Source organism: Enterococcus sp. M-BR2 (assembly GCF_056612775.1).
Genome location: NZ_CM152743.1, coordinates 1,321,124 through 1,343,049 on the forward strand (window position 1 = coordinate 1,321,124; position 21,926 = coordinate 1,343,049).

21 protein-coding genes are annotated in these 21,926 nt (G+C 33.1%); 4 read left to right on the forward strand and 17 right to left on the reverse strand.

Annotated features, from left to right (window positions below; all coding sequences use genetic code 11):
• Positions 1-482: 482 nt before the first annotated feature.
• Positions 483-1,931, forward strand: coding sequence for an AcpB/EbpR/MafR family transcriptional regulator (locus AC1F25_RS06435; protein ID WP_479993982.1), 1,449 nt, complete (start codon positions 483-485; stop codon positions 1,929-1,931).
• A 49-nt stretch (positions 1,932-1,980) separates the two neighbouring features.
• Here the strand turns inward: AC1F25_RS06435 and AC1F25_RS06440 are convergent, their stop codons facing one another.
• From AC1F25_RS06440 to AC1F25_RS06455, 4 genes are all read right to left on the reverse strand, one after another.
• The gene (locus AC1F25_RS06440) at positions 1,981-2,181 is read right to left on the reverse strand and encodes a cold-shock protein (protein WP_002292860.1); all 201 of its coding nucleotides are present in this window, start codon (positions 2,179-2,181) and stop codon (positions 1,981-1,983) included.
• Positions 2,182-2,314: 133 nt separating this feature from the next.
• Positions 2,315-2,923 carry a superoxide dismutase gene (locus AC1F25_RS06445; RefSeq protein WP_002310320.1) on the reverse strand — a complete coding sequence of 203 codons (609 nt, stop codon included), beginning with the start codon at positions 2,921-2,923 and terminating at the stop codon, positions 2,315-2,317.
• Positions 2,924-3,007: 84 nt separating this feature from the next.
• Entirely contained in the window at positions 3,008-3,478 is a 471-nt protein-coding gene (locus AC1F25_RS06450) for a GtrA family protein (RefSeq protein WP_002310319.1), read from the reverse strand.
• Positions 3,479-3,525: 47 nt separating this feature from the next.
• A complete protein-coding gene (locus AC1F25_RS06455) occupies positions 3,526-4,425 on the reverse strand; it encodes a cation diffusion facilitator family transporter (RefSeq protein WP_479993983.1) in 900 nt (299 codons plus the stop codon).
• A 160-nt stretch (positions 4,426-4,585) separates the two neighbouring features.
• Here AC1F25_RS06455 and AC1F25_RS06460 point away from each other — a divergent pair, with 160 nt between their 5' ends.
• A complete protein-coding gene (locus AC1F25_RS06460) occupies positions 4,586-5,389 on the forward strand; it encodes a DUF1189 domain-containing protein (RefSeq protein ID WP_151668686.1) in 804 nt (267 codons plus the stop codon).
• A 218-nt stretch (positions 5,390-5,607) separates the two neighbouring features.
• Positions 5,608-6,555, forward strand: coding sequence for a phosphoglycerate dehydrogenase (locus AC1F25_RS06465; protein ID WP_151668687.1), 948 nt, complete (start codon positions 5,608-5,610; stop codon positions 6,553-6,555).
• A gap of 59 nt (positions 6,556-6,614) precedes the next feature.
• Here the strand turns inward: AC1F25_RS06465 and AC1F25_RS06470 are convergent, their stop codons facing one another.
• From AC1F25_RS06470 to mltG, 7 genes are all read right to left on the reverse strand, one after another.
• Entirely contained in the window at positions 6,615-6,908 is a 294-nt protein-coding gene (locus tag AC1F25_RS06470; RefSeq protein WP_002292868.1) for a HesB/YadR/YfhF family protein, read from the reverse strand.
• Positions 6,909-6,924: 16 nt separating this feature from the next.
• The gene (locus AC1F25_RS06475) at positions 6,925-7,590 is read right to left on the reverse strand and encodes a potassium channel family protein (RefSeq protein ID WP_002292869.1); all 666 of its coding nucleotides are present in this window, start codon (positions 7,588-7,590) and stop codon (positions 6,925-6,927) included.
• 139 nt (positions 7,591-7,729) lie between these two features.
• Positions 7,730-8,362, reverse strand: a complete 633-nt coding sequence (locus AC1F25_RS06480) for a response regulator transcription factor (RefSeq protein ID WP_151668688.1) — start codon at positions 8,360-8,362, stop codon at positions 7,730-7,732.
• 6 nt (positions 8,363-8,368) lie between these two features.
• Positions 8,369-9,436 carry a two-component system sensor histidine kinase LiaS gene (gene liaS, locus AC1F25_RS06485; RefSeq protein ID WP_002289154.1) on the reverse strand — a complete coding sequence of 356 codons (1,068 nt, stop codon included), beginning with the start codon at positions 9,434-9,436 and terminating at the stop codon, positions 8,369-8,371.
• Entirely contained in the window at positions 9,433-10,164 is a 732-nt protein-coding gene (gene liaF, locus AC1F25_RS06490) for a cell wall-active antibiotics response protein LiaF (protein WP_002292871.1), read from the reverse strand. The genes liaS and liaF overlap by 4 nt, the downstream gene beginning before the upstream one ends.
• A gap of 168 nt (positions 10,165-10,332) precedes the next feature.
• Positions 10,333-10,812, reverse strand: coding sequence for a transcription elongation factor GreA (greA, locus tag AC1F25_RS06495; protein WP_479993984.1), 480 nt, complete (start codon positions 10,810-10,812; stop codon positions 10,333-10,335).
• A 135-nt stretch (positions 10,813-10,947) separates the two neighbouring features.
• Positions 10,948-12,123 (reverse strand): endolytic transglycosylase MltG, encoded by a 1,176-nt coding sequence (gene mltG / locus AC1F25_RS06500; RefSeq protein ID WP_479993985.1) that lies wholly within the window; start codon positions 12,121-12,123, stop codon positions 10,948-10,950.
• A 164-nt stretch (positions 12,124-12,287) separates the two neighbouring features.
• On the opposite strand from mltG, the gene AC1F25_RS06505 reads away from it, so the two are divergent.
• The gene (locus AC1F25_RS06505) at positions 12,288-13,448 is read left to right on the forward strand and encodes a serine hydrolase domain-containing protein (protein ID WP_119365081.1); all 1,161 of its coding nucleotides are present in this window, start codon (positions 12,288-12,290) and stop codon (positions 13,446-13,448) included.
• Between the two features lie 337 nt (positions 13,449-13,785).
• Here the strand turns inward: AC1F25_RS06505 and AC1F25_RS06510 are convergent, their stop codons facing one another.
• The 6 genes from AC1F25_RS06510 to AC1F25_RS06535 form a co-directional block, all read right to left on the reverse strand.
• Entirely contained in the window at positions 13,786-14,745 is a 960-nt protein-coding gene (locus tag AC1F25_RS06510; RefSeq protein ID WP_002336308.1) for an IS30 family transposase, read from the reverse strand.
• Positions 14,746-14,815: 70 nt separating this feature from the next.
• On the reverse strand, positions 14,816-16,501 hold the full coding sequence (locus tag AC1F25_RS06515) for a C40 family peptidase (protein ID WP_479993986.1): 1,686 nt from the start codon (positions 16,499-16,501) through the stop codon (positions 14,816-14,818).
• A 307-nt stretch (positions 16,502-16,808) separates the two neighbouring features.
• Positions 16,809-17,753, reverse strand: coding sequence for an NAD-dependent epimerase/dehydratase family protein (locus tag AC1F25_RS06520; protein ID WP_115256039.1), 945 nt, complete (start codon positions 17,751-17,753; stop codon positions 16,809-16,811).
• 32 nt (positions 17,754-17,785) lie between these two features.
• On the reverse strand, positions 17,786-19,201 hold the full coding sequence (locus AC1F25_RS06525; RefSeq protein ID WP_115256041.1) for an O-antigen ligase family protein: 1,416 nt from the start codon (positions 19,199-19,201) through the stop codon (positions 17,786-17,788).
• A complete protein-coding gene (locus AC1F25_RS06530) occupies positions 19,198-20,313 on the reverse strand; it encodes a glycosyltransferase (protein ID WP_115256122.1) in 1,116 nt (371 codons plus the stop codon). The genes AC1F25_RS06525 and AC1F25_RS06530 overlap by 4 nt, the downstream gene beginning before the upstream one ends.
• A gap of 56 nt (positions 20,314-20,369) precedes the next feature.
• Positions 20,370-21,905: a lipopolysaccharide biosynthesis protein gene (locus AC1F25_RS06535; RefSeq protein WP_172966957.1), complete on the reverse strand. Its 1,536-nt coding sequence runs from the start codon at positions 21,903-21,905 to the stop codon at positions 20,370-20,372.
• Positions 21,906-21,926 lie beyond the last annotated feature (21 nt).

Below are 21,926 nucleotides of genomic sequence, written 5' to 3' on the forward strand. Positions count from 1 at the left end.
AAAGAAAAGATTACAACACCCCTTAGCTATCATTTTTTAATCAAAAAGATATCTTTTTGTGCAGATTTTGTTTTCAACTTAAGTCAGAGGAAGTTTAACAACATCTCAATGATAAATCTATTATTAAGTTTTAATCTTTTTTTAAATAACTATCCATTTTTCACGAAAATAAAGTACAAAATAATCGATTTTCTATTTTTAGTATAAAATTATGCTTTTTTTATGAGATGAATTATAATGAAATTAAGCATAAAAGAATAAAAAATATTTTTATTTTTTTTGAAGTAAATTTATTCACAAATAAATAAAATAACAATAAAATCAATATTTTGTTTATCAAACTAAAGGTATAGCTTTTCATATAACAAACTTTTTTTATTATAAATTGTTTTTTCTGCATACATTTTCCGTTAAAAAATAACATTATTTTTTAATATCAAGATAACTTAAGTACTAATTATTGATTGGAGGAATTAAAATTCATGGATTTTTATTCATTATTGGAAAAGACCACACGTTTACAGATTACTATTCTTGATACCATCTATCATTCCAATAAAATTTGGTCTATCGAACAATTAGCTGAATTCACTGCTTGTGACAAACGTTCTGTACAAAATTATTGTGAACAAGTACGCACCCTCTCCATTAGCGATCAGTTCAGAAAGGAAGGACGTAATTATTTATTTTTAGGTACCAATTCGGATTTTCAAGAATTGATTCTGTCCATTTCGAAGCGCTCGCCTATTTTTCATCTGTTGAAAAATTTATGCCTTGACTCGAAAGTAACGATTGCGGAATTCTCTGAGGATAATAATATCAGTGAATCCATCCTTCGGCGGCACATTACTCGCATCAATCAGATACTAAAAAAATATCAACTGCAGATCAAAACAAAAAAAGGCGAGATGTATTTCAAAGGAAGTGAGATGCAAATTCGTTATTTGATTTATTTGATACTATGGCCATCCTATCGCAGTGTTGAATGGCCTTTTGCTTCAATAGAGTTTCATCAATTATTTTCAGAAGTGGAGGATTCTTTTGCTATCGTTCATCAAAAACCAAATAAGATAAAAATGATCGAATGGTCCTTTATACTAGCTGTTACTTATCTTCGTTCTCAACAAGGACACGTTATTCCAGCAAAAGAATTACCTGATTTTTCACTTGACCTTTGGAATGGCATTGAAAAAATGGCTGAAGAGTTAACAACGAATTATAAACGTATGCGTTTCAGTCTGACAGATAGCATGTTCTTGTTTCTTTGGATGCAATCTCGGGCTGCTTTTTATTTGAAAGAGGACTATCTGCAAACTGCTTTGCGTATCCATACAAAAATTGCGACTCCTGTAAAACAACTGCAGACTAGTTTTTATTCTTATATTCACTCCAATCGATTCAAGTCTGCCCAAATCCATTCAAAAAAGTCGCTGTTGAACAGTACACTGCTCGCAAATGGGATGCATGGATTGCTATTTCCTCAATTTTCGATCGTCAAACATGAAATTACCTCTTTTATCGAGATGAGTTATCCGGCATTCCACCGAGAAATCAACCGATTGACGGAACAATTTAAAAACGAATCTGAGGAACTTGATTGGTTGCATTCTTGGAATTTAGCAGAAGCGTTCATGTTGATCATTTCTCCTACTTACTTTAATAAAGAAATCAAAATCAAATTTGAGAGTGACCTTCCGATTGGTTTGGAGTTAGCATATATGGAAATTCTTCAAGAACAGCTGAGTATGTATTTAAATGTTGTGTTTACTAACGACCTTTTATTCAAGCCGGAATTGATCATCCGAACAACTGATACTTCTTTAAAAACCGTTACTTATGAAGAAGATGTACCTTGCTTGACAATTAGTTATGAAATGTCTAGTGAACAAATCTATTTACTTAGTCAAGAAATCAAAAAACTTCTTGAATAGACAAAAAGACACGACTCCCTAAGAAGTCGTGTCTTTATCCAACAAATTATTATAATTTAGTCACTTCAGCAGCTTGAGGACCGCGCGCACCTTCAACAATCGTAAATTCTACTTCTTGGCCTTCTTCTAGGCTCTTGAAGCCGTCTCCTTGAATTGCTGAGAAATGAACAAATACGTCATCTCCGCCATCTACTGTAATAAACCCAAATCCTTTTTCATTGTTGAACCATTTAACTGTTCCGTGTTCCATAAATGTATAGCCTCCAAAAAAGTTCTTGCAAGTAACCTTGCAAGAACATTATACCCAATTTAGAAAACGCTCGCAAGCTTTCGCTCGTTTATTTTCCAAATTATTTTTAAGACTGATATGATGGAGAAAATAGTTATTTTGCTGCTTCGAAACGTTTATTTACTTCGTCCCAATTAATAACATTCCAGAATGCTGCAATGTAGTCTGGACGTACATTTTTATATTTCAAATAGTAAGCATGTTCCCAAACATCTAAACCTAGAATTGGTGTCTTACCTTCCATCAATGGAGAATCTTGATTTGCAGTAGAGGTAATAGCTAATTTCCCATTCTCCATTACAAGCCAAGCCCAACCAGAACCAAAACGTCCAGCTGCTGCTTTTTTGAATTCTTCTTTAAAAGAAGAAAAATCGCCAAAAGCTTCATTAATTGCTTCTTTTATTGCCCCAGTAGGCTCGCCGCCCGCATTCGGTGCCATGATTTCCCAGAAAAATGAATGGTTAGCATGTCCACCACCATTGTTGCGTACAGCTGTTTTGATATCTGTTGGAACAGCATCCATATCAGATAATAATTCTTCTACTGTTTTTTCGCCTAATTCTGGATATTTTTCGATTGCTGCATTTAAATTCGTTACGTAAGTATTGTGATGCTTGTCATGATGCAGGTGCATCGTTTCTTCATCAATGTAAGGTTCCAATGCGTCATATGCATAAGGTAAATCTGGTAATGTGTAAGTCATAAAAAAATTCCTCCTCAATGTTTTCTTTATAATGTCTACATTACAAAGAATAACAAAGAGAAGGAAATTCTTCAATAGTTATGCCTAGTCGTCTTTTTCTCCTTGGCCTACTTCTTCTTCAAAAACCTCAGTTTCTTTGAAAATGAACAACTTGCTGAAAATGTAATTAGCTAGGATAACAATAATTTGAGTGATAATTTTTGCCACATATTCATTGCTGTTCATGACATTGATTAATAACACCATTGCTCCCATGTCCAACCCGTAAGAAAGGATGCGGTAAAAGAAGAACTTACCACATTCAATAAGTGCATGTGTAAAATTCGGTGATTTTGAATGGAATACCCAAAGTTTGTTCGTCACAAAAGCAAACAATACAGAACAAAACCATGAAATAGAATTGGATAGAGCCATACTTAAATCAAAATATTGGCGTGCGAGGGCAAAACTAACAAAGTTCACAATCGTAGCCAAACCACCAAAAAAGAGATAAACCAGTATCTCCCAATATCCCTTTGCTTCTAAATATCCTTTTATTTGTCGATACTGCTTCATGAGCCAACCTACCTTATTAGAAATTCTTATTTATCATACTCTATTTTTCAGTAACTTTCATCTTTATTTAAAAAAATTAATTTTTTTTGGTCTTTTACATGTGTCTCTGCTTGAATCGTTACATGTGTAATCCCATACTTTAATTTTAATAAAGAAGTTATACGCGGATATGCCTTTTCAATCTCGCTTAGCAGCTGATCTTCAAAATCAATATGTCCGTCGAAAATAATAATCTTTTCGCTATACTGCCAAATGTGGACATGATGAACATCTTTCACCCCTTCGATTGCTTTGATTTCTTGCTCCATTTTTTCATAGTCGATCGTAGGTGCACTTTGTATCAAAATAGCCGCAGCTTTTTTAATCACTATTATTGCTTCTAACAATATATATATCGAAATGATCAATGTAATAACTGGATCAATCCAATAGATACCGAAAAATCGAATCAAAACTGCTCCGATAATCACACTTATCGAAGACAGTGTATCGCTTAACAAATGCAGATAACTAGATTTTATATTCAAATTTTCGTCTGCTTCTTGTCTCAACAATAACGTCGAAAACAAATTCGCAAGCAATCCGATAACTGCTACTATCAGCATCAAATGACTATTTATCTTTTCTGGGGAATTGAACCGTTTAAATGCTTCAACAGCTAAAAACAAAGATAATATGATCAGTATGAATGAGTTGATGAAAGCACTCAATATTTCTAAACGCTGGTAACCGTACGTATGCCTTTCATTCGCTTCTTTTTTGGCCATTTTTTGTGCTCCATAAGAAAAAATGATTGCTAATGTATCACTAAGGTTATGAAAAGCATCTGAAACAAGAGACAAACTTCCCGACGCAACCCCTCCAATAAATTCTGATAAAGTGATCACCGCATTCAGCACCACTACCCCAAATAGCTTTTTTGATGATCTCTGTGGCTGTGTATGCACGATTCATTCCTCCATTTTATTTGTATTGAATAATCTTAAATCAAGAATAACATTTTTTTGATATTTCACCAATCATTCAGATGTTTCCTTAAAGCACTTGTATTTCACTTGATACTTCGCTAGAATTGCAAGTGATGACACTACTAGATGAGGAGTACTTATGACAACAAAACAATTAATTATCAGTTCCTTTATACGATTCAAAGACCTTAAGGAGGCGAGAAACGTTCCATTTTGGAAAGCTATTGTCTATCTTCTGATTTTGAGTGTAATTATGGCTCTGCCAATCTCTTTCCAAGTTTTTCAAGTCTTAAATAACATTCAATTGGACGGACAAAAGATTGCTACCCGCATTCCTGATTTTACAGTCCAAAACGGACAGCTTCAAACAAAAGAAAAAGAAGGTTTCATTTACCAAACAAACTCCATTATCTTTACATTTGATCCAGAGGGAAAACGTACAGAACAAGACATCTCTACTGATTTGATGGGAAATTTCGTTAGTGTCGGGATGTTAAAAGACAAACTTATCATTGCTCTTCCCAATACAGGCACTACCTCTGCTTTATTGAATAATAATCAGTTAGAACTTCCCTACACCAATGAATCTTTAAAAAGTTTAACAGGTAAGCAGCTTCGATCCTTCTTAAGTGAAGCATCTATACCGATTTGGGTAAAAGCCCTGACCTTTCTATTTTCGATTTATCCTAGTTTCTTGAATCTGCTGATCACTTTACTATTTGCCAATGTCGCTGCTTTTCTCTATGCACGCTTTCGACTAACAAAAGCTACTTTCCTTGATTGCTTGAAGACATTGATTTATTCAATCTCGTTACCGACTATCATTGCAACACTCTTGATGATCTTTCTCCCTTCTTTTGACACTAGTGCATTTATTGCTTTTGCAGGTATCTTTATTTTTGCTCAAGCTGTCAAAGGATGGTCAAAAATATCGATCAGTTAGAAATACAGACAACTTATTATTTCAACTTCAATAAACTCTTTTAGAGATTGTGGCAGAAGCTACTTCTGGAACACCGTTTATTCGGAAAAAGAGTTGTGACACATCTTTTGTCACAACTCTTTTTTATTTATACAATATTAATTTCTAAAAAAGCATGGCACTTCAAAGTTCTTCTTATATGCGCTACACTTAAAGTAAAGAAAGGCGGGTAATCAACTATGTCAGAAAGAATCATTTACGCAGATCGTCCATTTCGTGACGAATTTATCGAAGAAATCCATACTATAGCGCCTGGTTATGTCTTCAAGACAGAATTACAACCAGAGGATCTACCAAATGTAGAGATCAGTTTGGGTTGGAACTCAAACTATCAAGAAAAACTATTAGCCTCTTCTAACTTGAAATGGGTACAGTCTATCTCAGCGGGAGTTGATCAACTCCCACTTGAAGCATTTTCAAAAAAACATATCTTACTTTCAAATGGAAGTGGTATCCACAGTGAATCAATTACCGAGCACGTATTAGGAATCATTCTAGGTTATTCTCGTGGTCTTTTCCAAGCACAAAGGGCACAGAGTGAAATGAAATGGTTAGGTTCCTCAATCCATTACCAACCTATCCAAGGGAAAAAAATATTGATCATTGGAACTGGCCATATTGGAAAAATGATTGCAAAGAAAGTCAAAGCATTGGATATGATTTGCTATGGAATCAATACATCCGGTCATCCAGCAGAAGGAATGGAAAAAACTTTTTCTTTAAAGCAACTTCAGGAAGTCCTTCCTGAAGTAGATTTCGTCGTCAATATCTTACCTCTAACGGAGGAAACAACTGGTCTCTTTGATCAACACATATTTGAACACTTTGATTCAAAAGCTGTATTTATCAATGTCGGTCGTGGCGCTTCTGTTAAAACGCAAGATTTGATACAAGCATTAAACAAGCAGCAACTTTCCTTTGCGGCATTAGACGTTTTTGAGGAGGAGCCTCTCCCACCAGATCACCCTCTTTGGAAAATGGACAATGTACTGATCACGTCCCATATTGCAGGTCTGACACCTGATTTTCAAAAGAAATTAATGTCTATTTTTTTAACTAATCTAAAAAGCTACCTTGCTACTCATGACCTTCAAACCAATCAAGTCAAATTATCTGCAGGATATTGATAGCTGAATCAGCCTATTTTAAGCAAGAGGGTGTGACAACTTGTCACACCCTCTTGCTTCTATTGTTTTTTAAAGTGATAGGTTGGTTCTTCTAGTTTTGGATCATAATCTACAAGTAAATCATATCCTTTAAAAAACCATTCATCTGCATCCTCAATAAAAAACAGTGTCCCATCTATTTCCACTTTCTTGACAGGATGTTCAGGCTGTTCCACTGACATCCCAATCGAAAAACCATCATGAACTTCTGTTTTGCCGTAGACTTTTCCAAAAAAACGTATTCCGTAAGTTTCTGGCAGATCGATTTCTGATTCAAACCATTTTTGTGCTTTTGGCGTTACTGTTAATTCCATCCTAACAACCTGCTTTCTATTGATTCATCTTATCGTCTAAAATATCCACATCGCCTGTCTCACCAATCACTAGTAGATTATCGTTTTCACGAACATATTCATCTGCTGCAGGTGAAGCGATCACCGTTTGATCTACTCTGCGAATTGCAACTACTGTTAGGTCAAAACGTTGTCTGAAATTTAATTCAGATAATGTTTTATTGAAAAATTTAGGATTGGATACTCGGATTTCTGCTAAAGAATATTTATCTGACAACTCTAGGTAATCTAAAATATTCTTTGACACTAAATTATGCGCAATCCGTATTCCCATGTCTCGTTCAGGATGGACGACGCGATCAGCTCCGATCTTTTCAAGTACTCTGGCATGATACTCATTTTGGGCTTTTGCTAAAATATTTGGTACGCCCATTTCCTTTACCATCAGAGTAACTAAGATACTGGCTTGAATATCTTCTCCAATAGCGACAATTACATGATCGAAATTTCTTATGCCTAATGATCGAAGTGTCATTTCATCCTGTGCATTTGCCACAACAGCATGAGTGGCTATATTCATATATTCATTGACCCGATCTTCATTACTATCAATAGCCAGTACTTCTTGACCAGCTTCGATCAGTGTTCGGCAGATACTTCCGCCAAATCGTCCAAGACCTACAATTGCAAAATTTTGTTTCACCGTTTTCCTCCTTTAGTATCTTCTTTTCTCAGTATAACAAAGCCTTTACAAAAACAAAAGCAAGCATCATTATTGTAAAAAAGCCAAGAAAAATAATAGTTATTTTCTCAGCTTTTGATTATCCTCTTTATCATCGTTTTTATTTCACCAAACCATGTTTGAATGCATAGATAGCGGCTTGTGTACGGTCTTCCACTTCTAGCTTAGCCAATATATTGGAAACATGTGTTTTTACTGTTTTCAGTGTAATGAACAATTCGTCCGCTATTTCCTGATTACTTTTTCCTTCAGAAATCAGCATTAAAATTTCATTTTCCCGATTCGTTAGTTCTTCATGTAATACAGGCTCATTTCGCCGACTCATTTTTTCCATCATTTTTGTTGTCACTTCTGGTTCTAATACTCGCTCGCCGCGTTGCGTTGCCCTTATAGCATCAGCAATTTCATGTGCGGTAGAGGTCTTCAACAAATACCCTGCTGCACCTGCTTCAATGGCAGGATAAACTTTTTCGTCATCAATAAAACTGGTTACGATAATGATTTTAGCTTCTGGCCAATCTTTTAAGATTGCTTTTGTTGATTTGATACCATCCATTTCTTCCATGACTAAGTCCATTAAAATGACGTCCGGTCGAAGTGTCATCGCCTTCTCATAGCCTTGTCGTCCATTTTCAGCTTCTCCAATTACTTCAATGTCTTCTTGAATAGATAAATAAGAAGAGACGCCTAAGCGCACCATTTCATGGTCATCTACTAATAAAACTTTTATCATCCTTATCTATGCCTCCTTCATCAAAGGGACCTTGATTTCTACACTTGTACCTTGCCCTTTAAAACTAATGATTTTTACTGTTCCACCAATACCAGCTACTCGTTCTTTGATATTGTTCAATCCATAACTTCCCGTTTTCGTTTCATTCATATTAAACCCTGTTCCGTCGTCAATAATACGTAACAAAAGATTATTGTCTATTTTGTGCAAATATACCTCTAATTCATTGGCTTTGGCATGTCTTAATGTATTTGATAACAATTCTTGAACGATTCGGAACAAGTGATCCTCAATGGAACTAGATAGTTTTACATCTTCTACATCCCATTTCAGCGAAATCTGGATTTTATTTTGCAATTCCTTCAATAACTGCTCGATACCTTGCTTTAAACTTTTCTCTTCCAAATTGACTGGACGCAGATGAAGAAGCAGCGCACGCATCTCAGACTGGGAAGCGTTGATGATCTCTGCTACCATTTTCAACTGCTTGCGGAACATTTCTGGTGTCTCGCTTTTTTCTGCTTGCTCCGTCAATGCCGACATCATCATCATTGCTGCAAACAATTGTTGCGAAACTGAATCATGCAGCTCACGGGCTAATCGATGTCTTTCTAATTCTAAAATTTCTTCTTTGGTTTGTCCATCTACATATTGGGGACGGCTCGTTACAATTTGTAATTCACTAGATACTTCAATCATTTTTTCTTTTATCTTAGTGATTTCCTTATCAATATCTTTGATGTATAAATCGTCCGATGCACTTGGGATCGGAAGAAGCAACAATTTGGATTCATAATTGCCAGAAGAGAGTGCACGCAGCTTTTCTTCGATTTTCCCGTATTTTGTCTTTTGAATAAGTGATAATAATAGAAAGACGATTAATCCTACACCTAAGGAAATGGCTAACAAATGGAAGATAAGCGGAACATATAATAAACGTGCACGCAGTAATTCTCCCCACCAATGACTTTGATTACTGGCATAAAAATAAGTGAAAAGTGAAAATAGAATAATAAGGAAAGCCGCAATCCCCGAATAAACAGCTAGCATCGCTCTGGATATTTTTCCCATCATATTCGTATCACCTCGACATCTCCAATCAAGGTATTAGTAATAATCTTCAATCTACGAGGGTTTTCATCATAATCACTGCTGTAGATTTTGATTTGTTCATTTTTCAAAGAAAATTGCTCTTCTTCAAACAAGACATTTCCTACTAATGTCGCATGCTCTAATCGGATGGCTACGCCCAAAGGTACTAAGATCCGTGTTCTGCCTATCCCTTTTCTTACAATCACAATATTATCATCTTTTGGCAAAAGCGTATTGCCCAAATCTATGATAGTATCACCAGAAATGACGGCGATGTTGATATCGTCCCATTCATAGACGTCGTTTCCAATACGTTGGTTACCGAATAATTGCTGTCTTTTCCGCTCATTATTATGTGTTTTTAATTGCTCTGTTTGGATCATCATGATCTGTTTCTTTCGCCAAAAAGCATTTTTGGTTAAATCTATCCCTGAAATCTCTACACCTTTCAGACCAATAAATAAAACGGCAAATACAGCCATCATCCATAAAGCAGGACTGTTGACTAAGCTAAAAAAAATGACCAAACTTCCTAATATCAATTGAAAATTTTGAAATTTAGTACGAGGATGTTTGCGCATAGCTAGATATATATTGAAAATACCGAATATCACTAAAAGCAAAAGTCCAGTATTGTTTACGATTTGCCAAACAGCAAATAACAGCAGTAGTGCTTCAACTACCACAAAAAAACGCCAAGAACTATTCATCGCTCTTTCTCCCTCCTGACACATTCTCATTTCATCATACCTATTTTTTTAACTGTTGGCTATAGGACTTTAGATGTAAGATCGTTTGTTGAAATCTAAAATACACAAAGAGAAAAAGATCTAGAGTGTATCATCAGTAAGATGAACTCTCTAGATCTTTCAGTCAGACTACGCTTGTTCTACTTTGACGATTTTAACTAACATATCGCCACCTGGAGTAGCAATAGTTACTTCATCATTTATACGTTTGCCAATCAATGCTTGCGCAATAGGAGAATCATTGGAAATTTTGCCAGAAAACGGATCTGCTTCAGCGCTTCCGACAATCGTGTACTCTTCTTCTTCTCCATCTGGTAGTTCGATGAATGTAACTGTTTTACCAATTGATACCTCATCTGCATCTACACCGTCGTTATCGATGATTTGAGCAAAACGAATCATATTTTCAATTGTTGTGATTCTTCCTTCAACAAATGCTTGTTCATCTTTCGCTGATTCATATTCAGAGTTTTCGGAAAGATCTCCGAAACCGCGGGCAATTTTGATTCGTTCAATGATTTCTCCGCGTTTGACTGTTTTTAGTTCTTCTAATTCTTTTTCTAATTTTTCTTTACCTTCTAGAGTCATTGGATAAACTTTCTCTACCATGTGTAACGTCTCCTTTTTTCGATAAAATACCGCAAAAGGTAATCTTTTGAGGAATATAGTCCAAAAAAGATTACCACGCTTTTCTTCAAATGTAAATGTTTTTCTAAAAATGATCAATGTCTAGAGCCTGTTTTTCTAAGAATTATTTACATATTTTTCCACTAATTCCATATGTTCTTCATAAGTTTTAGCGAAATAAACATTTCCAGTGCTCGTATCTGCTACGAAATAATAATAGTCATTTTCTGCTGGTTCTAATACTGCCTTGATTGCCTCTTCGCTTGGATTGTCAAAAGGTCCAGGTCCATAGCCGGTATTGGTATACAAATTATATGGTGAATCTACAGCTGTATCTTCATACGTCACTAATTCTTTGTGTTCACCTAATGCGTATAAAACAGAGATATCTGACTGAAGTGGCATATTTGCTTTGATTCGGTTAAAGAAGACTTGTGCAATGTTTTTACGATCATTTTCTTTTACGCCTTCTTTTTCAACTAGAGAAGCTAGAGTTAAAACTTCTTGTACAGTCAAATTTTTCTGCTTGATAGCTGAATAATAGTTTTGCATGACCGTATTCGTCTTGTTCACCATTTCAATCACTAGATCCTTAAGCAAAGTACTCGTGTAATAATCATATGTGGCTGGGAATAAGTAACCTTCCAAACGGTATTTTGTGTTCTCAGCTTTAGATGCACTTTCCAACAGTTCTGGGAATTTTTGGTGCAACTCGTTAAAGAAAGTCTCATCATTCACTAAATCTAAAAATTCTTTCTTGTCTTTACCAGTTACCTTCGCTACCCGTTCAGCAATCTGATCGATATCGTACCCTTCTGGAATGGCAATTTTCCCATCTGCAACTTTTGTTGGCTCAGAAGTACCACCTTCTTGCAACTGTTTGCCAATCTCGTCAAGAGTCATATTAGGCGCTAACTGATAATAGCCAGCTTGAAAGCCAGTTAAATTTTTAAATTTTGTATAATAATTGAAAACAATCCCGCTTTTAATAATATTGTCCTTCTCCAAAATCTCACCAATCTGCTTGTTAGAAGAGCCACTCGGGATCTCGACTTGGACTAATTGGTCATCTGATTTATCTAAAGGCTTCAACCCGTTATCTACATAACGATACACGGTAAATCCAAGAAATCCGCCAATAATCAATAATGTAAGAGCAATCACTAAAATGATCTTCCTCACAATCTTATCTTCTTTTTTACGCAGATTTCTCCGCTTGTCGATTATATCTGCTGTAGCTGCCTTACTGGCTTCTTTTTTATCTTTACTTGGGTGTTGTTTGTTTCCTGACAAAACAACTCCTCCTTACTATCATCTTCGTAACTCTGTTTATTATACATGAAATTTCTACTGCCGTGAATTATTTTACCAAATATTATGTCAAAATTGTAAGTGGCAAATACTCTTTTTGAGGATTACAATGAAAAATAGTTAAAAATGGATAGAAAGGAATTAACATGTCAAAAGGAAAACATCGAAAAAAACAAAAAATTTCTATTTCTTTTCTTGTAATTTTATTATTGTCTGTCTGCTTCTTTTCAACAGGCATCATTATAGGAGGTCAATTAACAAAAACACCTCAGTCCCAAACTTATAAAGCGGAGCCAGCACAACTTACTTCTAATTTAACGCCCGATGAGCAAATGCTTGCTAGCAAAATTGATCAATTACTACAAAAATCAGATTATATCGGTTCGATTTATGTACGCAAAAATAATCGCGTACTATTAGAAAAAGGATATGGATATGCAAATCTGCGTGTAAAAGAATCGAATTCACCTTCTATTTACTATCAAATCGGTTCGATTCAAAAAGCAATGACTGCTTTACTGATACTAAAACAAATCCAAGCTGGTAAGTTAACTTTTGACACAAAGTTAGCTGAATTTTATCCTCAGATTCCTGGAAGTCAGCAAATCACAATCAAAAATATGCTTTATATGCGCTCTGGTCTTCATCGAACTGCTTCTCCCGACAAACCTATGTCGGATAGTGAAATCATTCAGTTCGCCCTTCATCATTTGAAACTTACTGATTATAATACGTATCATTATGAACCATTGAATTATACATTGCTTACAGGGATATTGATCAAACTAACGAATCAGCCTTATGAAACTCTTCTAAAAAAAGAAATCATTCGTCCTCTCCATCTAGAACATACAGATTTTTATGACAATATAAAAAATTCGCCTCAACATGCTGTATCTTACCAGATGTCTGCAACTGACGATTATTCAAAAGCATTGATCGAGCCTGAAACCGACATCCGAAATGAATTAGGTACAGGAAACATAAGTATGTCTGTTTATGACTTGAACAAATTCTTTACCAGTGTTCTTTCTGGCGGTATCATACCAAAAGAACTACTTTTCTCATTGTGGCAAAATAATGGTGATAAACATCCTTACAGCGGCGGTGTTTACAGTGGAAACGATTATATCCTTGCTCAGGGGAATATCAATCGATTCCATGCAGTAGTGGCGATGAAAAAAGACACTAAAGATGCCATCGTTATGGAAAGTAATATCCAATCAGATAAAAACATCAAATTGCCGGCCACTGATTTAAGAAATCAGATTTATGAACTGATGGAAGGAGTTCACTTATCAAATTAAACTTTAACATAATATTAGTTGTCATCTCTGTATAGTCAATTTAGTTAGTACTCTATCTGAAAAGTAGAAATAAATTAACAAATATTATCTGCCCTTATTATTTGTTAATTTATTTCTTATTTTACTTAAATAATTTTTGGTAATTAAACTATTATATTACAAAACAAGAAAATTTATTGATTAATTCTTCTACCCTCGCTTCAAAAAAATGATTAATAATATAAAAATATTGCTGCCCCATAAGATTAAGGGACAGCAATATTTTAGTTCATCTCTACAGCTGCTTCACTATTTATATAGCCATAGACCTTCCCATTTTTTTTCAATTTCTTAATTGTCAAATTAAGTTAGACAGATCATCAATACTTACGTAACTCAAAAATACTTCCAAAGGTGTTCGATAATCCAGTGATTTTCTAGGAATATTATTTCGTTTAGATGCGACAGATTGAATAAAAAATTCATCTACTGAATTGAAATCCATAGATTTCAATAAACCATCTCTACGTAACAATCCGTTAGAATTCTCGTTTAGGCCTCTTTGAGACGGCGTTCCTGGATCAGCGAAATAAATGGCAATATCATTGACATTACTGATCTGTTTCCAATTTGAAAATTCCTTTCCACAATCAAAAGTGATGGATTTGAATAGGTTTTTCGGTACAGATTCAAACCATTGATTTAATTTTTTTTCAATATCAATCGCTTGTCTACCACACGGTTTCAATGTGATGATAACTTTTGATAATCGTTCAACTAAGGTAATTACAGCACTTTTATGTTTCAGACCTACGATAGTGTCACCTTCAAGGTGACCAAACTCATTTGAGAATTGGCTATAATCCTTTTCACGTTCATGAATAGAGCGGCGGAAAGTTTGTTTTCCACGTCTTTCTTGATGTCCATTCGGTTTACGCTTGCCTTTCATCGGTAAGTCAGAAGAATCAAATAGCCCCTTTTTGAACATACGATAAATGGTACGAGCAGAACAACTAATAGGAAACGCTGCACGACCAACAATCACATCGGGTGTCCATCCTTGAACAACCTTTCTTTGAATATATTCTGATTGTTCCTCGGGTAAAACAAGCGGACGTCTACCACAGTTTGATTTGTTTTTCTTATACTGTTGATAATATTCTAAGGCTGATTTTCCTTGCTTGAAGAACAGATATACTTTATGGATCGTTTGTCTTGAACGATTCAAGCAATGGGCAGTTTTAGCAACAGATTGATTAATTTTGAAATAAGACTCTATTATTACAAGTTCATCCGTTGTAAGATGGGTATAGGTCATTTGTACTCACTCCTTATAATTCTTTGGTCGGAACTATTTTGAGTGTAGCACAAATGACTTTTTTAGTTGTCTAGCTTAATTTTACAATCGGCGATTCATAATAGTAAGCATTGTTGGTAAAATTATAAAATTTCCGGTCAGTGGTGTATATATCTCCTGTGTTCGATATTCCTGACTTAGTCCAAAAATTCAAGTCTCCCCACACTGTATACCCACTTTTTGTTACTTTCACGCTTTTATTCTCAAGCATAGTAATTTGAGTGTCTTCAAAGTTGTTTCCCTTATAATACCCTCGCCATTCCGTACATGTTTCATCTGTATATACTGAATAAATCGGTTGGTTATCTGCGGTATTATACGAAATACTAATGTAAAATACTCGGCCTCTTTCAGTTTTTCCTTTTGAATAATTTACATCTAAAGAAGACCAAAAATCTTCATTATTAACACTAAATGTAACATACTTATTAATCTTTGTTGTTGTAAGGTCTTTGACAGCCTCAGCATTGATATAACCATAAAATTTTCCAGATTTATAAAGCTTGTAATAGACAGCATTATTCGATACATTGGTTAACTTTAATCTAGCTGAAAATACAGACCCAATCTGAGGCTTTTCAATTTCCTTTTCCCATTGTAGATTATTCCAAATCGACCAATTTTTAGTAACAGTTACGTTTTTATTAATTTCTTCAATAGGAGTATAGGCTAAACTAACATGTGCTTTTAAATACCCTAACCATTCAGAGGAATCCTGATCTTTATAAATAGAATATAGATACTTTCCATCCCCTAAATTATATGCTCCTTTAACAAAATATATTTTATCTTTTGTAGTTTGTCCTTTACTTATAGTACACTCTAGATTTCCCCAAATTGGTTGACCACTATCTTTAGAAGTTAAATATCTGTTTATTTGAACAGAAGTCAACTCTTTAACAGCATCAAAATTAATGTATCCATATACTTTATTACTTACTAATATTTCTCCATATTTATTATTATTTTCTGGATTAGTATAAACCTTCCCTATCTTGTAATTATCTCCAATAATAGCTTTCTTAATTTCATGACTAAATTGTAAATCATTCCATATTGACCAAGCTTTTGTAACAGTTACCATTTTATTATAGTCAATATAAGGGTAGTCAGGTTCATCAGGCAAAATTCTTTTTGCAAAGCTAGGATAAAAATATTGTATGTTAACCTCTTTTACAGTTTCTCCAGGTTGCGGTGCATGAATCATTACACCGTTACCTTTATATATACCTACATGATAAGTTGCACCTCGATTGCCGTAAAATAATAAATCACCAGGCTTAAGTGAATTTAAACTTACCTCTGTACCGTATTGCTCTTGATTGGTGGTTCCCATAGGCAGTTCAATATTTACAGCTTGTTTGTAAACATATTTCACTAAACCACCACAGTCAAAAGAATTTGGTCCCGATGCTCCCCATTCGTATGGCTTTCCAATTTGCTCCATTGCTTTATTAATGACTTTGGTTTGATTAGAAGTCATAGTATAATTTACTATTCTTGTTTCACTATTTTCATTTGATAAATTTGTAGGTATTTCCATAATCTGCTTAAACTGTTCTTCACTATAACCAACTTTTAAAGCTTTTTCTTTTTCTATATTATACTGTTCTTCTGTGTAGTTTATTTGTTCTGAAAAAACAATAGTATTGTAGTACACACTCAAAACGATTGAGAAAGACATCACAAGAAATAAAGTTAATAGTTTTTTCTTCATTTTTTACCTCTTCTCCTTTTTTGCAAGCGATTGCATTTTAATATTATCATTGTTTAAGAAGATATAATATTTTTTTTAATTTGTTGAAATATTGTAATATAAAAAATATATGTTTGTTACAAACTGATCATTAAGTTTGGCTTTTATGTCATAATTGAATTTTATAAAGTTCTCTTTTTCATGTAAAATATTTAATTACATATTTCCTAAATAAAAAGTAAAACAAGAATTAAATAGTTGGTTATACAACTTTAATTCTTGTTTTACTTTTTAGAATTATTTATCCAAAGATGCAATCATTTTTTCATCAAATTTCTGTCTTTAAATACCGTTCCATTCCGCTCAATATATCAAATTTAGGCTGATAGCCTAAAGAACGAATTTTTGAAATATCCGCTAAGGAATCACGAATATCCCCTGAACGCTCCGCTTCATATTTAAGCGCTAGCTCTGTTCCTAAGATTTGATCAATTGAATGGATCAATTCAAGTAGCGTAGTGCTTTTTCCTGTACCGACATTGAATTGCTGTCCTAAAGCTTTTTCTTCCTTGGCAACAAGTAAAAGTGCTTGTATAACATCTTCTATATAAACGAAGTCTCTAGATTGGCTCCCATCACCAAATAAAGTAAATTCTGCTTTTTCTCCTGCCAATTGTTTTTTGTATCGGTCCACTAGAATCGAAATGACTCCGCTATATGGAGAGTTCGGATTTTGATTTGGACCATAAACGTTAAAAAATCGGACAGCACTTGTTGGAACATCATACAAATGATGATAATCTAAAAAATACTGCTCTGCTGCAAATTTATCGATAGCATATGGTGTTAATGGACGGATGACTGATTCTTCTTTTTTTGGCAGTGTTGGTTCATCACCATAAACTGCAGCTGAGGAACTAAATACTAATCGTTTTAAATCAGATTGATATTTTCGTGCTAATTCAAGCAATAAAAGCGCACTGTCAAAATTTACACGATGTGTTTCTACAGGCCGTTCTACAGAATCTGCCACACTAGCTACAGCAGCTAGATGGAAAATATAATCGAAACGGTATTCTTTCATGACCTTTTCCATCAAATTTTTGTCAGCGACATCCCCTTCAATAAACGTGATGTGCTTCGATTCATCCAGATTCTCTTTTTTCCCCATCGATAAGTCATCGATCACAACTACATTGTTTTCTTTTCCTAGATAATTCGCGAGCGTCGAGCCAATGAAGCCGGCGCCGCCGGGAATCAAGTAATTCAACATTTTTTCTCCTCTTTTCAAGATAAAATTTATTACTAAAAATAGCTAGAATTATTTTTGCTATTAACTCTTCCTAAAAATAGCCAAAAAACAAACGTTCCTACAGTGTTTTCATAGACTAATTCATTGTTAAGAGCTGCGTATAGTGCATAAGATAAAATAACTAAACAGTAAACAAAATGATAATCTTTACCAATGCATTTATTATAGATGATTCGATAAACATTCAGCACAAAACTCTTTATTAAAAAAGCCATGAAAGGAATTATTCCTAGAATACCTGTCGAAGTTAATACATTTAAATATGCATTATGAATGGCAATTCCTACTTTCGCAATATATCCATCTGGAATAATTGACTGTGCATAAGATACTACATTTTTCGGAGAGACTCCGATAAGCCAACTTGTTTTAAATATTTCCCATGCACTTTTCCATATAGTAATTCTAGCATTAGAAATATCTGTATTTTCAGCTACGTCTTTCCTAACAAGAGTATTATCAGGTGTTTGAGTATTATTAATATGTTGACTATTATTCATTGATTCTTTATGACGCTCTGTAAAATTAAAAAAGTTTATTTCTTTTAAATGAGGTAATAATTCTTGAAAAAGTATCTTAGTTGCATTAAACAAAGCGAATAAAATCAGAACAGAACCAATAGAAGATACTATAGCAAGGATATAGTTTTTTAAATCTTTTTTTGTTTCATTTCGTTTTAACACAATAATAAAAGATGATATGGCAACTATTATTATACTTACCACATAGGTAGATCGTGACCCACTTAATACTATATAAATAAATTGTAATGGAAGATTAATTAAAAAAATGATTTTATTTAATCCTGTCACTTTTTTATTATAAAGATAAAATAAGATTAGGACAATAACAACTAAAGATGCTATAGCAGCATTGTTAATATCAGAAAACGTCCCAAACAGTCTTGATTCTAAAAAGCCAATTCTGATCCTATGTCTAGCATTATAATATTTCTCATAGCCGAATTTACCAAAGAAAAGAACCATTGACATTGATACTAAAATAAACCAACTATAAATAAATCCCCAACTTATCCTTTTAAAAAATCGTTTATTATCGCTATTCTCAAAAGCAAACTGATAAATCAAAAAATACTGTAAGATTGCCCACATTATAGTCTTTAAGTTTTCTCCTAGACCATATTCTTTATGAACAAAACTCGTTATTACTAAAATCACCATATATGCTATCAATAAAATGTTATAAGTTACTTTTCTTTTATTAAATTTAATTATGAAATCTATCCCTAATAGCAAAACTCCTGAAATTCCTATAAGTTTAAAAAAAATACTATCAAAAGTGGACGGTAATAAACTATAAAAATTTATTGCACGAATAATCATCCCTATAAAAAAAATATATAGATACCATTCTTTCCATAAATTAAAATTTTTAATCGAAGTCCTCAATTTCTAACATCCTCATTTCCTAATTCATTTAGCAATGTTTGCCATTCACCAATTATTTTTTTTTCATTAAAATCCTTAGCTCTTTCTAAAGAGAATTTTTGATATTTTTCCATAAGTAAACGATTATTAGACAATTTTTCTATCTCATTATTCATATCTTGTACGTCAAAATTCTTAATTAAAATTCCATAATTTCCATCTTGTAATATTTCCTTAGCACCACCATGAGCAAAACTTATTACAGGTAATCCATAAGTCATTGCTTCTATCAACACTAATGGTAGTCCCTCACTTCTAGAAGTAGATATGAAAATAGAACTTTCTATATAATGATTGATTAATTCATCTCCAAATAATGCACCTGCGCAAATAATTTTATCTAACACACCATTTTTCTCAATTAATCTTTTCAGCTCTTTACGTTCTTCTTCTGTACCATCTCCAGCAATCCTTACAGCCCATCCAACAGGTAAGTTTTTAGCTACTTCACATAAATAATCAAACCCTTTAATATTTATATCGTATCTGGCAGTAAATGAAATAATTTTTTTATCAAGGTTACTTATTAAATTAGAGCCGCTTAATGTCAATGGGTTATAAATAACTTTAATATGGTTATTGTATAATGAAAGTTTTTCTTTTGTATCTTGCGAAAGACAAACAATGGAATCCACGCGTTCAAAACTTTTTCTATATTCTTTTTTATAAAATTTAGCAATATGATTTAAGCTGTAATCAGGATCAGAGTGCATCCAAGTAATTAATTTCACTGTTGGAAATTCATACTTTAGGAATTCGGAGAATAGTACACTAGGTATAAAAGTATTGAATATGACGACATCAGGTTTTTCTTTCTTTAGAACTTTTTTTAGTTGTTCTTTTTCTTTTTTTATATATCTACTAGGAACAAAGCCTCCAAACAATCTATACTCTAATATCTTATGAAATCGAGAAAAATTTTTAAATAAAAAGAATTTTTTTTCGTATAAATCATAATATTTAGATTCTACTTGTGGTTTTTCACTTTCTAAGTAAGAAACAAAAAAAACTTCATGGCCACTATCTATTAATCCTTTTGCAATTTTTGAGGCCACGATACTAGCTCCTCCCATTGAGAAAGCTGGAGATAGTATAGCTATTTTCAAATAAAACACTCCTTTATAGAAAGCTATTTTTTTAAAATATACCTAAAAAGAATTTTTTTGATAAATGTAAATTCTTCTCTTCTAAAATATAATAACAAATATAATATCGATGTTGTTACTATAGTTATTAAGGTTTTAGTTATAAATTGAAGGAACGTACTGCCTCCATTTGCTAAATATTCATTTAATAGAAAAACGACTATTGCCGAAATTATTAATTCTATAAAACTTCGCCAGAAAGTTAAAAAGAAATGAATAAAACGTTTCTCAAATACCGTTTTATATATGATAAATGCTTCATACCAAATCACAAATCCTAGAGACGATCCGATAGTCCCTATAAGTATTCCATTGATTCCCATATCAAAAACTATTAACAAAAGCAGAGATAATAACAAGTTTACACCTGCTTCAATTATAGGCTTTTTCCGTTGAGACCAATATAAACCAAATGACTCTATAAAAACGAAGGATGTATTTCTATAAACCTGTACACTATAATTTAAAACAATTAAAATAGTCGTTGACATAGGTAGCATGAATTTGGCTCCTACCCACAAGCTAATGAAGGGATTCATTAAAGTCAATAACAATATAGAAGAAAAAAAGATTAGTGAGTGGTTGATAAAAAAATGTTTTTTAAATAGCTCAAATGAATCCTTTTTTTTATTTGATACAGCAAAATTTCCTACACTTGCCGTGATAGAATTAGTAATTTGCTTACATAAATTTTGCACACTTGTGACAATCAATGAATAGTTAGAATAAATTCCTACAGCTGTTAAATTAACAAATGTAGAAATTAATATATTATCTGTCCCCATTACAATAACCCCGCCTATTTTTGAGGACATATTACCTATGACATTTTTCTTTACTTCATCTTTTGTTTGCTTATCTAGAGAAATTACATCTTTCTCTTTTAAATATGAATATCTCTTGTCAACTGTTCTGGAAATATTTATATTAGAAAATAGAGTAAACAAAATCTGCACTATTAGAAATAGAGTAAAATTAGAATAAAAGTACAAAGCAATTACTTGTACAATGTTCATAAAGAATAAAAAGGCAAAATCATTAATCGCAACCAGATAATTTTTTTGATCTGCTATTGCAAGTGATCTTTTATACGTGAAAAAATAACTAAGAACTGAATTTAATAAAAATAATACATAATATCGATACATATGTGGTATGTCTGTGCTATTTTTAATAAATAGAGGTAACAGCGGAATAATCAATACTCCTACTATGCCGATAAAAATACCAATAAATTCATATGTCTTCTTATACAAATTCATTAAAGCCTTTACTTTACTTTCATCCTTTTGGGCTAATGGTTTGTATAGGGAATAAATAATAGAAGAGCCTATGCCTAGTTCAGCCAACGACAAGAAACTAAGTATATTTGTAAATAAACCATTTAATCCTAAATATTTCGCTCCTAAGAAATAAATAAAAAAACTTCTACCTACAAATTGTATTACTATCCTTAAAATATATATAAACATTGATATAGAAGAATTTATTAAAGAATACTCTAACCTGCTTTTTTTCATCTAATTCATCCTAACTAAAGC

What these genes read in the sequence shown, in the direction of transcription:
- AC1F25_RS06435 (WP_479993982.1), top strand. Translation starts at nt 483, where the DNA reads ATGGATTTTTATTCATTATTGGAAAAGACCACACGTTTACAGATTACT.
- AC1F25_RS06440 (WP_002292860.1), bottom strand. Translation starts at nt 2,181, where the DNA reads ATGGAACACGGAACAGTTAAATGGTTCAACAATGAAAAAGGATTTGGG.
- AC1F25_RS06445 (WP_002310320.1), bottom strand. Translation starts at nt 2,923, where the DNA reads ATGACTTACACATTACCAGATTTACCTTATGCATATGACGCATTGGAA.
- AC1F25_RS06450 (WP_002310319.1), bottom strand. Translation starts at nt 3,478, where the DNA reads ATGAAGCAGTATCGACAAATAAAAGGATATTTAGAAGCAAAGGGATAT.
- AC1F25_RS06460 (WP_151668686.1), top strand. Translation starts at nt 4,586, where the DNA reads ATGACAACAAAACAATTAATTATCAGTTCCTTTATACGATTCAAAGAC.
- AC1F25_RS06465 (WP_151668687.1), top strand. Translation starts at nt 5,608, where the DNA reads ATGTCAGAAAGAATCATTTACGCAGATCGTCCATTTCGTGACGAATTT.
- AC1F25_RS06470 (WP_002292868.1), bottom strand. Translation starts at nt 6,908, where the DNA reads ATGGAATTAACAGTAACGCCAAAAGCACAAAAATGGTTTGAATCAGAA.
- AC1F25_RS06480 (WP_151668688.1), bottom strand. Translation starts at nt 8,362, where the DNA reads ATGATAAAAGTTTTATTAGTAGATGACCATGAAATGGTGCGCTTAGGC.
- liaS (WP_002289154.1), bottom strand. Translation starts at nt 9,436, where the DNA reads ATGATGGGAAAAATATCCAGAGCGATGCTAGCTGTTTATTCGGGGATT.
- liaF (WP_002292871.1), bottom strand. Translation starts at nt 10,164, where the DNA reads ATGAATAGTTCTTGGCGTTTTTTTGTGGTAGTTGAAGCACTACTGCTG.
- greA (WP_479993984.1), bottom strand. Translation starts at nt 10,812, where the DNA reads ATGGTAGAGAAAGTTTATCCAATGACTCTAGAAGGTAAAGAAAAATTA.
- AC1F25_RS06505 (WP_119365081.1), top strand. Translation starts at nt 12,288, where the DNA reads ATGTCAAAAGGAAAACATCGAAAAAAACAAAAAATTTCTATTTCTTTT.
- AC1F25_RS06510 (WP_002336308.1), bottom strand. Translation starts at nt 14,745, where the DNA reads ATGACCTATACCCATCTTACAACGGATGAACTTGTAATAATAGAGTCT.
- AC1F25_RS06515 (WP_479993986.1), bottom strand. Translation starts at nt 16,501, where the DNA reads ATGAAGAAAAAACTATTAACTTTATTTCTTGTGATGTCTTTCTCAATC.
- AC1F25_RS06520 (WP_115256039.1), bottom strand. Translation starts at nt 17,753, where the DNA reads ATGTTGAATTACTTGATTCCCGGCGGCGCCGGCTTCATTGGCTCGACG.
- AC1F25_RS06530 (WP_115256122.1), bottom strand. Translation starts at nt 20,313, where the DNA reads ATGGGAGGAGCTAGTATCGTGGCCTCAAAAATTGCAAAAGGATTAATA.
- AC1F25_RS06535 (WP_172966957.1), bottom strand. Translation starts at nt 21,905, where the DNA reads ATGAAAAAAAGCAGGTTAGAGTATTCTTTAATAAATTCTTCTATATCA.